The 11656-nt window shown below is 70.0% G+C and carries 11 protein-coding genes; 1 reads left to right on the top strand and 10 read right to left on the bottom strand.

All coding sequences use genetic code 11. The features are described from left to right. Positions 1-24 precede the first annotated feature (24 nt). The 7 genes from GGD82_RS09870 to infA form a co-directional block, all read right to left on the bottom strand. On the bottom strand, positions 25-498 hold the full coding sequence (locus tag GGD82_RS09870) for a hypothetical protein (protein ID WP_150061538.1): 474 nt from the start codon (positions 496-498) through the stop codon (positions 25-27). Positions 499-889: 391 nt separating this feature from the next. Next, complete coding sequence (locus GGD82_RS09875; protein WP_150061537.1) at positions 890-2116, bottom strand: DnaJ domain-containing protein; 1227 nt, start codon at positions 2114-2116, stop codon at positions 890-892. A gap of 7 nt (positions 2117-2123) precedes the next feature. Beyond that, entirely contained in the window at positions 2124-2609 is a 486-nt protein-coding gene (locus tag GGD82_RS09880) for a hypothetical protein (protein WP_184013262.1), read from the bottom strand. Positions 2610-2821: 212 nt separating this feature from the next. Beyond that, positions 2822-3094, bottom strand: a complete 273-nt coding sequence (locus tag GGD82_RS09885; protein ID WP_150061536.1) for a DNA gyrase inhibitor YacG — start codon at positions 3092-3094, stop codon at positions 2822-2824. A 39-nt stretch (positions 3095-3133) separates the two neighbouring features. Further along, complete coding sequence (locus GGD82_RS09890; RefSeq protein WP_150061535.1) at positions 3134-4534, bottom strand: ribonuclease E/G; 1401 nt, start codon at positions 4532-4534, stop codon at positions 3134-3136. Further along, on the bottom strand, positions 4531-5049 hold the full coding sequence (locus tag GGD82_RS09895; RefSeq protein WP_246163755.1) for a Maf family protein: 519 nt from the start codon (positions 5047-5049) through the stop codon (positions 4531-4533). The genes GGD82_RS09890 and GGD82_RS09895 overlap by 4 nt, the downstream gene beginning before the upstream one ends. 159 nt (positions 5050-5208) lie before the next feature. Continuing rightward, positions 5209-5427: a translation initiation factor IF-1 gene (gene infA / locus GGD82_RS09900; RefSeq protein ID WP_150061534.1), complete on the bottom strand. Its 219-nt coding sequence runs from the start codon at positions 5425-5427 to the stop codon at positions 5209-5211. 172 nt (positions 5428-5599) lie between these two features. Between infA and guaA the strand changes: the two genes are divergently transcribed. After that, entirely contained in the window at positions 5600-7150 is a 1551-nt protein-coding gene (gene guaA / locus GGD82_RS09905; protein ID WP_150061533.1) for a glutamine-hydrolyzing GMP synthase, read from the top strand. Positions 7151-7207: 57 nt separating this feature from the next. Here the strand turns inward: guaA and GGD82_RS09910 are convergent, their stop codons facing one another. The 3 genes from GGD82_RS09910 to pncA all read right to left on the bottom strand — a co-directional run bounded on the left by GGD82_RS09910 (position 7208) and on the right by pncA (position 11616). Beyond that, complete coding sequence (locus GGD82_RS09910; RefSeq protein ID WP_150061532.1) at positions 7208-9394, bottom strand: right-handed parallel beta-helix repeat-containing protein; 2187 nt, start codon at positions 9392-9394, stop codon at positions 7208-7210. 226 nt (positions 9395-9620) lie between these two features. After that, positions 9621-10751 carry a hypothetical protein gene (locus GGD82_RS09915; RefSeq protein WP_150061531.1) on the bottom strand — a complete coding sequence of 377 codons (1131 nt, stop codon included), beginning with the start codon at positions 10749-10751 and terminating at the stop codon, positions 9621-9623. Between the two features lie 91 nt (positions 10752-10842). Beyond that, positions 10843-11616 (bottom strand): bifunctional nicotinamidase/pyrazinamidase, encoded by a 774-nt coding sequence (gene pncA, locus GGD82_RS09920; RefSeq protein WP_246163742.1) that lies wholly within the window; start codon positions 11614-11616, stop codon positions 10843-10845. Positions 11617-11656: the final 40 nt, after the last annotated feature.

Below are 11656 nucleotides of genomic sequence, written 5' to 3' on the forward strand. Positions count from 1 at the left end.
GCCCGCTATGACACCGGTCCACGGCTACAGGGTGCGATCCAGGGCGCGGCCGGTCAGATCGACCGGATGGCGCCCCGCGATCGCCTGGATCGCCTGATCGTAGACGCCGGTGACGCGGTCGAACGTGCCAGGCACCAGGACGCGGGGCGCCCCGGAGACCACCGCATTCACGGCCTTGATCGCCATATCCACCATAAAGGGTGTGACCGCGCGCCGGGCCGGCCCACCATCGGCCTCGCCCGCCACCGCATGGGGCGCGAGCGATCGCGCGGCGCGGCGCTGAAGGCCATCGCCGCGGCCATCCGCATCGGCGAAGGCCCGGTCGTCGTCCGTGGTGCGCGCGCGTGGCGCGCCAGCCCCGGCGACGGCCTCGATCATCTCCGCCAGACCGCCCGCCCCGGTCCCGCCGGCCCGTGGCGCCGACACCGGCCGCGACGCGGACGGCGCGGAAACCGGCCCCGCTGCGGGCCCAACCATCGGCGTTGTTAGCGCGGCCATCCTGGCCTCCCAGACATGTCAGAACACGCGGCCCATCCTGGCGGTCCGGCACCCCACACACCTCGATACAGGATGAGCCCTGGTGGTCATCCCGCCCTGTCCCGCGCGCCGCTAACCCGGCCGGACGTCGTGACGCAGCCTAGAGCCGCGCGCACCATGGCACGCCGTCGGGAACGGCAGGGTCGGGCCGGACCGGCGGCGAACTCCGACCGGGGTCCAGCCTTGTCAAAGCTTGTCCCAGCCTGAAGGCTACCCGATGGCGCACGGAGCGTCAATCAAAACAGGCAAACGCCCCGCCATGATGCGGTCCGGCGGTTTTTTCCGCGCGGGGGACGGATCGGCGGCGCGGCGTGACCGCGAGAGGCACCGGCGTGCCCCGCCGCCGGGCCGGTCATGGCCCCCGAGGCGCCCCGGTCGCCAGCGGACGCAGGGCCTCGGACACCACAAACCCGCGCACCCCGCGCGCGGACAGGATCCGGCTCCATCCGCCATCGGCAGAGACCGACAAAACCGTCACCACCGTGGCGCGCGGCAGCGTCGCGACCACCGGAGCGTTGCGCGACGGCGCCTGCCGCACGGTCACGGATTCGACCTGCACGGCATGAAGCACCCCCGCCCCCAGCACCTCCGGCCGGCTCCCCCCACCGCGTCCGCCGGTCTCCGGCAGCGCCTCCGTCTGGCCGGTGAACGGCCCCTGGGTCGTTGGGGCGGGCTGCGTCCGGCCACTCACCGGGCCCTGGTCGCGCACGATGGGGGTGGGATCGGCCGCGCGGTTCAGCAGCGGTGCGATAAGACGGCCCGGCCCCACGATGTATACCGCCAGCGTCACCATCAGCAGCAGCGGCGCGATCTGTGCCATCTGCGCCGGGCCGAACCAGCGGACGCGATCAGGACGGCGGGGCGCGGGCTGTTCGGCCAGCGTCTCCAGAAGCTGCGCGATGTGGGCGCGCTCGGCTGGCGTCCGCGCGAAGCGGCGCGCCTGCTCCACCAGACGGCGGGCAATCGGCAGGTTCCCGCGCGCCAGGAATGCGCGCGCCTGCGCGGTCAGAAGCTGATAGTTCTCGGTCGGCGGAAGATCGCCCCCGGGCAGATTCCGGGCCAGCGCCGCTACTGTGGCAACCGGTCCCCACGGCAGCGCCCACCAGCCCAGCGCCCAGCAATACAGGCTGGCGGCCACCACCGTGCGCTCGCCATGCAGCCGGCAGAACACGCCCGCGATGGGGGCGCGCACGACCTTGAAGCCCTGCCCCCGCACTCGGTGCAGGACGCGATAGCGCAGGTCGAGCGTGGTCCGCCCGCAGACCTCGCAGGTGCGCAGACCGAGGGGCGTGGGGTTGGCAGCCCTGCCCCCCCGGGCCGTCCCACCGGTGGAACCGCCCGGCCCACGTGCCCCGAGGCGGCCGCTGTCGTAGGCCCGCCGGGTCTCCGCATCCCGCAGCACGCCGTAGGCCTCGGCCAGGGCGTGAAACTCCTCGGCGGCGCGCGGCGACGGGTTGCGGTCCGGATGCAGCACCTTGGCGCGCGTCCGGTAGGCGCGCTTGACCGCCGCCGTGTCCGCCGCCGGGGTCAGGCCGAGAACCGCATAGTAGCCTTTGGGATCGAGGCTGGGCCGCGCCATGCGTCGCTCAGCCTCCGTCCCCGGAGCCGAACGCCGGTTCGGGGGCGCCCGTCGGATCCCTCAGGGCCCCGTCCGTCAGGCCCCCATCGGTGAGACCAAGCGCGTCGCCCCACCCCGGTTGCCGGTCCATCAGCCATACCCTGTGTCGGCCGCGCCGCACCACGACTCGCAGCCAGCGCGGCACGGCCTCGTTGTTCACATCGTCCAGGATGGCCACCCCAAGCGCCTCCAGTCCCGGCCACGTCATGGCCCCCAGGGCGGCGGCATAGCGGGAAAACGCCACCGGGTCGAGCACCACGCGGTCGGGCACATAGTCCACCACCAGCACAGCGGGCCCCGCACGGGCAGGGACCCCAGCGGAGTCCACCGGAATCGGCTGGGTCAACGTGACGCGATAGTCCAGGCGCTCGGCCGGGTTCGCCTGGACGGCCAGGCGGCTCCGGCGCGCATCTGTCTCATCGCGCGGCGCAGCCGGGTCGGACGACGGTGCCATGATCCCCCTTTCGCACGCAGGACCGCTCCCGCATCGGATCACACAGCACCCGGATGACCGACGCGCTCCGATCCGAGAACGCGCACCGGTCCCGAGCGCCGCGTCCACAGCCCGCCCTCGACGGGGGCGGGATGGGTGGAGCCGACGCAAAAACCGGCGCGGTCTCGACCGCCGGGCTCCGGATCATACAGTAGCGCAGGTCGGACCCGCCGTCAGTCCTCTCCCCGGTCGACGTCGCCCCGACCGTCCCGCGCGCTCAGAGCCTCGGCCAGGACGTCGGGGTCTGCGGGCTCATGCCCCGGGACCACATAACCGCCACCAAGCCAGCGCGACAGGTCCACATGCGCACACTGTTTTGAGCAGAAGGGGCGATAGCGCGCCGTTGTCGGCTTGCCGCAGACCGGACACGCGGCGGTGTTCAGGCGGGCCGGAACCGGTTTGGCGACACCCTTCGTGTCATCGTTCGCATCATCAACCGGAGCCATGCGGCGCCTCCTTGGGGACGGATCGAATACGAAACGGGCTCACGGTGGGGCGACGCGGGGCGCCCCGTCAAGGCCCGGCGCCGCCTCCCGCACGCTCAGACGAACCGCCCGGCGGGCGCTCAGATCGCGCAGGGCCGCCGCCAGCGGCCCCCGCAGCAGGGCGGCCGCCTCCGGGTCCACGTGTATCATAAGGGCGATCGGGGGCGGGGTGGCCCGCGCCGCCCGATCAGCATCGCGCAAGGCGGCCAGGGCCCGCCCGGCAGGGCCGGACACGGTGTCCGCCAGGGTCGGCCCGCGCCGTTCGCGCGACACCTCCAGCAGGCCGAGCCGCGAGATCCCCGCCAGCCGCGCCGGCCAGGGATCGGCGGCGAGCGCCGCTTCCAAGGCCGCCCGGTCCGCCGTTGTCAGACGCGGGCCGCCGGGAATGAGGTCCATCAGGATGGATCCAGCCAACCCCCGCAGGCGCAGTTCTCCGGGCAGAGCCGCCAGCGCCTGGGCGTTCGCGGCGCGCGCATCGCCCGCACCGGCATCCACGTCCGCCGCGACCAGCGCCGCCGTGGGTTCGATCACCAGCCGGCCGCCCCCCGGCAGCGGCACCACGGGATCGAGGGCCGCGTCCAGCGCCTCCGCCACCCCCGCCGCCTCGAACAGGTCGTCGGCACCGGACCAGGGGATGATGGGCGGCGGATCATCCGACCACATGGCCAAGTCCGCCTCCAGCGCGCTCCGCGCCGAGGTGTCGTCCAGCACCGCCAGGGCCGGCGCTGAATCCCGCGGGCCCAGCACCACCCCCCAATCCACCGGGGCAGGCGACAGCAGGGCCGGGGGACTCGCGCTCTCCACCCGGGCCATCAAGTCCTCCCAGGCCCCGCGCAGCCGCGCCAGATCGGCCATCAGGGTGTCCGGGTCCACGCCCGCGGCGCCGGCCCGCACCACAAGGGACTCGCCCGTCGCCACGCAGGCCCGGGCCACGTGCAGCAGCCGCGCCTTTTCCGTCGTGTCAGCGAACCGCTTGGAGGCCGCCACGCCGGGACGCCGCCCGCCCAACGCCAACCGCCGCGAGGTCAGGGCCACCGCCCGGGTCAAGCGGGCCGCCTTGGTGCCGCCATGGGACTCGACGCGGGCCGTCTGGCGCACCTGCACCAGCAGCGCGGTGCCCTCCGGCAGCGGCGCGCCCGTCATCTCGCGGGCGTCCAGAATGCCGTCGCCCCACGGCCCCAGATCGACGAACCACGCCCGGCCGTCCGGCGCCCGCCGCCCGAGGCGCCCCAGCAGCACGGCGCCCGGTCCCGCCGCCCAGGAGCGGTGATGCAGCACGCCGGTGACCGCGCCATGGTCCAGCCGCGCCACCCGGACCTCGCCGGGGGTCCGAGAAACAACCAGGGCGGCCTCAGCCCCCTCGGCCGCCGCAAGTGGGTCGCGCCGGGCGGCCCCGCTCATGGCGCGGGGTACCCCCGGCCGCGCAGCAGCGCGCGCGTCTCGAACAGGGGCAACCCCACGACGTTGGAATGGGAGCCGACAAGCTGGCGCACAAACACTTCGGCGCGGCCCTGGATAGCGTAGCCACCGGCCTTGCCGTGCCACTCTCCCCCATCCAGATAGCCGGCGAGTTCCCCGGCATCGAGGCTCTTGAACACCACCCGCGTTTCGGCCAGGCGCTCCGACACATGGCCGTCCGGCCCGATCAGCACCACGCCACCATAGACGCGGTGCCCCTCCCCCGACAGCAGGGTCAGGCAGCGGCGGGCGGTCTCGCGGTCCTCGGCCTTGGGTAGGATGCGGCGTCCGCGCGCGACCACCGTGTCGGCGGCCAGCACGAAGGCGCCGGGATGGCGCGCGGCCACCGCCTCGGCCTTCGCCCGGGCCAAACGGCGGGCGTGGTCGCGGGGCAGTTCACGCGGCAGGGGGGATTCGTCGAGGTCGGCGGGGTCCACACGGTCCGGCACCACACCCATGCGGGCCAGAAGGTCAAGCCGACGCGGTGACGCCGAGGCCAGAACCAGGACCGCGCCCGTCCGGTGTGTCGTGTCGGCCCGCCGATCGGGTGTCGCGGACGTCCCGTCCGGGTCGTCACCCCTCGGTGAACCCAACTCGGGGCCGGTCACGAAGGCCGCCTACTTGTAGCGGAAGGTAATGCGACCCTTGGTCAGGTCGTAGGGGGTCATTTCCACGTTCACACGGTCTCCGGCCAGCACGCGAATACGGTTCTTGCGCATCTTGCCGCTGGTGTGGGCCAGAACCTCGTGTTCGTTGTCGAGCTTCACGCGGAACATCGCGTTCGGCAGCAGTTCCGTCACGGTACCGTTAAACTCGATGGCGTCTTCCTTGGCCATGCCTGCTCCTGGTGTGGTTGCGCTGCGCCCCGGGGTTGGGCGCCCATGACATGAACCCGATTCGGATCGGGGTCAAGTGCCGGAGCAATTGAGTGATGCATCCGCGCCACGCTCCCTGATATAGAACGGGCCACGCTCCTCCCCTGTTCCCGTCGCCGGAGTCCGCCCGTCCATGGACCGCATCCTCATCATCGATTTTGGCAGCCAAGTTACCCAGCTCATCGCCCGCCGGGTGCGGGAATCCGGGGTCTACTGCGAGATCCAGCCGTTCAACGCCGTCACAGAGTCCAGCATCCGCGCGTTCGATCCCAAGGGCGTGATCCTGTCCGGCGGTCCGGCGTCGGTGACCGAGATGGGGACCCCGCGCGCGCCGCAAGAGCTGTTCGGGATGGGCTTGCCGGTTCTGGGCATCTGCTATGGCCAGCAGACGATGGTGGAGCAGTTGGGCGGACGGGTCGCGGCCTCCGACCATCGGGAGTTCGGCCGCGCCTTCCTGGATGTGACGGACGACTGCGCCCTGTTCCAGGACGTCTGGGCCGCGGGCAACCGCGAGCAGGTGTGGATGAGCCACGGCGACCGCGTGGACACGCTGGCGCCCGGCTTCCGGATCGTCGGCACCAGCGACGGCGCGCCCTTCGCCGCCATCGCCGACGACGCCCGCCGATTCTACGGCGTGCAGTTCCACCCGGAGGTTACGCACACCCCGCACGGCGCCGCGCTGCTGCGGGCCTTCACCCACGATGTGTGCGGCTGCAGCGGTGACTGGACCATGGCGGCGTTCAAGGATCAGGCCATCGCCCGCATCCGCGCGCAGGTCGGCGGCGGTCGCGTTCTGTGCGGCCTGTCGGGCGGGGTCGACAGCGCGGTGGCCGCCGCCCTGGTGCACGAGGCGATCGGCGATCAGTTGGTCTGCGTCTACGTGGACCATGGCCTGATGCGCCAGGGCGAGACCGAGCAGGTGGAGAGCGTATTCCGGGACCGCTTCAACATCCAGCTTGTGGTGCGCCACGCCGACGACCTGTTCCTGGACGCGCTGGAGGGCGAGACCGACCCGGAGGTCAAGCGCAAGACCATCGGCAAGCTGTTCATCGACGTGTTCGAGGAAGAGGCGAAGAAGATCGGCGGCGCCGACTTCCTGGCCCAGGGCACGCTGTATCCGGACGTGATCGAGAGTGTGTCGTTCGCAGGCGGCCCCTCCGTGACCATCAAGTCACACCACAACGTCGGCGGCCTGCCCGAACGCATGAACATGAAGCTCGTGGAACCGCTGCGGGAGCTGTTCAAGGACGAGGTGCGCGACCTGGGCCGCGAGTTGGGGCTGCCCGAGAGCATGGTCGGCCGCCATCCCTTCCCCGGGCCGGGGCTGGCCATCCGCCTGCCCGACCAGCCGGTGACGCGCGAGAAGCTGGCCATCCTGCGCAAGGCCGACGTCATCTATCTGGAGGAAATCGCCAACGCCGGCCTGTACGACGCCATCTGGCAGGCCTTCGCCGTGCTGCTGCCGGTGCGCAGCGTCGGCGTGATGGGCGATGGCCGCACCCATGATTATGTGTTGGCGCTGCGGGCCGTGACCGCGACGGACGGCATGACGGCGGACTACTTCCCGTTCGACCACGCCTTCCTGGGGCGCGTGGCCAACCGCATCATCAACGAGGTCAAGGGCGTCAACCGCGTCGTCTATGACGTCACGTCCAAGCCCCCCGGCACCATCGAGTGGGAATAGACAAGACGACGGGGCCGATCCGCCGACGAATGATGTCTGGTCGTTCGTCGGCCGGACTTATTCCGATCCGCCGGCGCCGAAATCCATCCCATCGGGACCATGCGAGAGCGGCAGATCGATCATGCCGGACTCGATCTTCCCCGCCTGAAAGGCATCCCACGCCGCGCGCAGGGCCTCGTCGGGGAGGGGCGTCGCGTACATGGTGATATGAGAGATGTCCCCGATGAACCCGTCCTTCCAGGGGTTGCCCAGCGTCGGGGCCCAGGCTCCGGGCCCCAGAGTCTTGCCTGTGATGTCGCCGGTCCCCCGCAACGCGCCATCCACAAAGACGTCCAACTGCCCCCGCGCCGCCTCGTAGCGGACGGCGACGAGGTGCCAATCGGTATCCCTCAGGCCGGCCCCCCAGGTCGTGACCTGGACCTCCTCGCCCGCCTGCGTGGCCAACGAGACCCCGATCTCGGCCTGCCGCGTGACGCCGATTTCGGTCGACGTGTGCATACGGAAGATATCGCCCCACCCGCCGGCCAGATAGTCCCGTCGCATACCGAACTCGATCGTGAAGGCGTCGAGACCATACAGCTCATCGCAGTCGCCGCGCTGGTCCAACGCGACCGTGGCGTGTTTCGACAGATGCAGGCTGGTGCGGCCGTCGGCCTCTTCGAACCGGGCGCCCCGTTCGATGGTCGCGTCCCCGCCGTAGCCCGACATGTCCACCAGGCGGCCCGACGTGAAATCATGGGCCATCAACCGTGGATCGAGAACCTCCAGCCGGGTCGCATTGGTCGCGACCGTTCCGTCCGCGGCGCGTGCCGTCAGGTGGACCGTATACGAACCGAAATCCCGCGGGGTGACCTCGACGGCGGCCCCCTTCATGTCGGCCACAACGGCCCCGGTGGCGTCGTCCACGATCGTCCAGGCATAGGCGGCGCCAGGCGCGGTCGAAGGTCCACCCTCCAACCCGGCCAGGCTGGCATCAAGCGTGATGGGGTCGCCCATGTAGGCGCGGGCGGCGCTCAGTTCGATGCGGGGCGCCAGATCGCCGCTCGGAACGGCGTCGACCCGATCCAAGCTCGCGCCGAGGCCCGCGGCCACGCTGTCGGGTCGGAGTTGCAGATCCGTCAGGACCTGGGTCTTGCCCCCGCCCAGCGCATCCGAAAAGACGTTCTGAACATAGGTCGGCTGGCTGGGGTCCTTATCCTGCGTGACGAAATTGTTCCACGCGCCGCTACCCGGATCGGTCGCGGAAAAGGCCACCGATCCGGGCAAAATATTGTCGTAGATTTGAACGTTGGTGGAGTCGGCCGATGACACGATGCGCGGAATCGACACCCGCCCGTGATTGATGTCCGCGTTATGCACAAGGGTGTTGTTGCGAATGACCAGTCCGTCCGTGGTGGCGGCGGCGATCGCGTTGAGGTGGGCATTGTGAATGAGGTTGTTCTCGATCAAAATATCCTGGAAGTGAAAATCTCGATCCAGTCTGCGGCCGTGGGCGCCCCCAATGCCGATGAAGATACTCTGTGTGGCGATGCCGTCGCCACTGTCGAGGACATTCCCGCGAATGGTCACGTCCGAGGAGGGGCGAATATTGCGCCCGACATTGGAAAAAATTTGAATCAAATCAAAATGCCAATTGTCCTTGGGGGACGCATGAAAATCGTGAACGTAATTTCCTTCAATAAGGCTTTTATTTAATTCAGAAGCTTTTATCCCGTCGCCCGACATATTGAATATCGCGTTGCCGGTCACCCTGGAATTCTCGACATTACTAAGAACGATCCCTTGACGGAAGGTCGCGAACACACTGGATTCGACCGTGATATTCTCGCTGTCCGCAATTCGAAGGCCGAAGCCCGTCCCATAGCCGTCCACGGGCGTGCCCGTTCGTTCGGCGAGATCGCCGAGAAACGTGGAATGGCGGAACGTGACGCTGTCGACGTCCACGACCTGAAACGGGCGCTCAAACCATTTCGCCCCGGGCGCCGCGTCGTAGGAAAACTGGAGGTGATCGAAGGTAAGATTGTCGGCGCCGGTGACCTCCAAGCCCGTAAACAGCGCCGGCGCCCGTGGATCTTTCGACGTGATCGTCACGGTGGTGTCCAGATCCCGCAGACTGGGGACGTCCTCGGCATTCAGGTGGAGGTCGCCGTAGTCGCCCGCCTCAAGAACGATCGTCTCCCCCCCCTGCACACTTTGGAGCGCGGCCATCAACTCGGCGTGATCCGTGACGTCGATCGTGAACATGCAGAGGTCTCCCGCCTATGACAGGGTTCGGACTGGAACGCCGTGCGCCAGAACGCCGGCCCACGGCCCGTATTTCAAGTGACTCAAGGGCTCAGACAGAACGGCATGGGGTGGCAGGGGTGGTTCAAAACGCGCGCCCTTTATACAGGGCTTCGGCCCCGAGAGCCATTCCGGTCGCGGCATGACATGCCCCCCCCTGCTGCGCGCCACCCCCAAAAGCGCCGCACTACCGCGACCGGGGGCATCCGTCCAGAGCGGCTTCAATCGCATCGACGGCGTCGTCCGGACCGCTGGGGCGCGGCGGCGGCCCCGGAACCGGTTGGGCGAGCACCGCCGCCAGATCCGCCTGGATGTCACCCGTTTGCAGGCGCACCGGGTCCACGGCCCGCAGCGACGCATAGCGCCCCAGCCAGGCCCGCAGGTACGGCTCCTCGATCCAGCCGTCGGTGCGGGGCCAGTACAGCGTGGGACGCTGGCTCAGACCGCACTCCATCGTCATGCCGTAGCCCAGCTTGGTCAGGACCGCGTCGCAGGACGCCAGCAGGTCCTGGAACGTCCAGTCGGCCAGGGCTTCCGTATCGCGGACGTCCGGATGGTCCGCCGCCAGACCGCCGCGGACCAACCAGAGCCAGCCGGTGTCGCGCGGCCAGCGGTTCAGGCTGAGCCCGGCCCCGACACCGCCGAAGGTGACCAGAGCGAGCCGGATATCCGACCCGATTCCCAAGGCGGTACGCAGCGCGTCCGGCCGCGCGCGCGCCAACCGCCCCACGGGACCGACCGGGCGGGCGTTCGGCAGGGTTTCGAAGGGAAGGCCGCCCTCCGCCGCCAGCACGGCGTACGCCCCGCGATAGGCGCGCTCCATGGCGTCCAGGATGGCCGATGCCTCGGGATCGGCAGCGGGCTGGGCGGGGAGGATATGCGCCCGATAGATGTGAGCCCAGGTGAACGGCCCCAGGGCCAGCGCGGGAATCCCCAGCCGGGCCGCCGCCGCGAGCGCGATGTACCCGACGTTGGACAGCACCAGATCGGGCGCATGCGCCGCCATGCGCGCCGCGGCCCGGTTCACGACCGCGTCCCAGTCCGCGTGCAGCGCCTGATACCGCGCGGCGCTGGCCCCCGGATCGAAGGTGGTGGCGTTCACCATGGCGAGGCCGAAGTCCTCGGTCTCCGCCACCCGGGTGACGGGCCCCGGCACCCGCGCCCGCACAATGGACTCGGGCAGGGTGGTTTCGAGCGTCACGGCGATATCCGGCCGCCGGTCGCGGAGCGCGGCCAACACGGATCCGGTCATCGCCAGATGGCCATAGCCGTGCGGGGTGACGGCCACATACAGGCGCGGCGGCGCGGCGGAGGACATGACGGCATCCGACAGAGGCGGCCCGCACAGGCGGTCCGAAAAGACGGGACCGCGGATCGGGCGCGGCACGCCCGATCCGGCTTAACCGCCCTTAGGCGAAATCGGACGACTGGATCCGGCGAACCCCGGCGGCCTCCATCGCCTCCCAGGCGGCGGCGACCGAACCGTTGAGGTCGATGCCCCGGCAAGCGTCCTCGACCACCGCCACTTTCAGATCGGCGGCCCGGGCGTCTTGCGCCGACCACGAGACACAGAAATCGGTCGCGAGACCGACCACATAAACGTCGGTCAGGCCGCGTTCGATCAGATAGCCGGCCAGCCCCGTGCGAGTCTCGCGATCCGCTTCCAGGAAGGCTGAATAGCTGTCGATGTTCGGGTGATAGCCCTTGCGGATAATGAGCTGGGCGTAGCCGACGTTCAGATCAGCGGCCAGCTTGGCGTCGTCGGTGCCCTGCACGCAGTGGTCCGGCCACAGCACCTGGGGGCCATAGGGCAACTCGACGGTGTCAAACGGCTGCTTGCCGGCGTGGCTGGAGGCGAACGAGATGTGCCCCGGCGTGTGCCAGTCCTGCGTCATGACCACGTTCTGGAACTTGGCGGCCAGGGTGTTGATGAGCGGAATGATCTCGTCGCCGTGCTCCACCGGCAGGGTCCCGCCGGGCAGGAAGCAGTTCTGCATGTCGATCACCAGCAGCACCGCGTTGGCGCCCGGCGTGATCGCGTCTTGTGCCCGGGCGGGGCGGACCCAGGGCAGGCCCGCCAGCCCCCCGGGGGCTCCCGTGGCGGTCCCAAGGGCGGCCCCAACGGCGGCCATACCGGTCAGGACCCGGCGGCGGCTCAAAGGCAATGGACCCGTCTGCATCATGTGTCCCTCAACACGGATGGTGAAGGCGCGGCGGGCGGCG

This window comes from Roseospira marina (assembly GCF_014197855.1).
Classification (GTDB): Bacteria; Pseudomonadota; Alphaproteobacteria; order Rhodospirillales; family Rhodospirillaceae; genus Rhodospira; species Rhodospira marina.

What these genes read in the sequence shown, in the direction of transcription:
- GGD82_RS09870 (WP_150061538.1), bottom strand. Translation starts at nt 498, where the DNA reads ATGGCCGCGCTAACAACGCCGATGGTTGGGCCCGCAGCGGGGCCGGTT.
- GGD82_RS09875 (WP_150061537.1), bottom strand. Translation starts at nt 2,116, where the DNA reads ATGGCGCGGCCCAGCCTCGATCCCAAAGGCTACTATGCGGTTCTCGGC.
- GGD82_RS09880 (WP_184013262.1), bottom strand. Translation starts at nt 2,609, where the DNA reads ATGGCACCGTCGTCCGACCCGGCTGCGCCGCGCGATGAGACAGATGCG.
- GGD82_RS09885 (WP_150061536.1), bottom strand. Translation starts at nt 3,094, where the DNA reads ATGGCTCCGGTTGATGATGCGAACGATGACACGAAGGGTGTCGCCAAA.
- GGD82_RS09890 (WP_150061535.1), bottom strand. Translation starts at nt 4,534, where the DNA reads ATGAGCGGGGCCGCCCGGCGCGACCCACTTGCGGCGGCCGAGGGGGCT.
- GGD82_RS09895 (WP_246163755.1), bottom strand. Translation starts at nt 5,049, where the DNA reads ATGGGTGTGGTGCCGGACCGTGTGGACCCCGCCGACCTCGACGAATCC.
- infA (WP_150061534.1), bottom strand. Translation starts at nt 5,427, where the DNA reads ATGGCCAAGGAAGACGCCATCGAGTTTAACGGTACCGTGACGGAACTG.
- guaA (WP_150061533.1), top strand. Translation starts at nt 5,600, where the DNA reads ATGGACCGCATCCTCATCATCGATTTTGGCAGCCAAGTTACCCAGCTC.
- GGD82_RS09910 (WP_150061532.1), bottom strand. Translation starts at nt 9,394, where the DNA reads ATGTTCACGATCGACGTCACGGATCACGCCGAGTTGATGGCCGCGCTC.
- GGD82_RS09915 (WP_150061531.1), bottom strand. Translation starts at nt 10,751, where the DNA reads ATGTCCTCCGCCGCGCCGCCGCGCCTGTATGTGGCCGTCACCCCGCAC.
- pncA (WP_246163742.1), bottom strand. Translation starts at nt 11,616, where the DNA reads ATGATGCAGACGGGTCCATTGCCTTTGAGCCGCCGCCGGGTCCTGACC.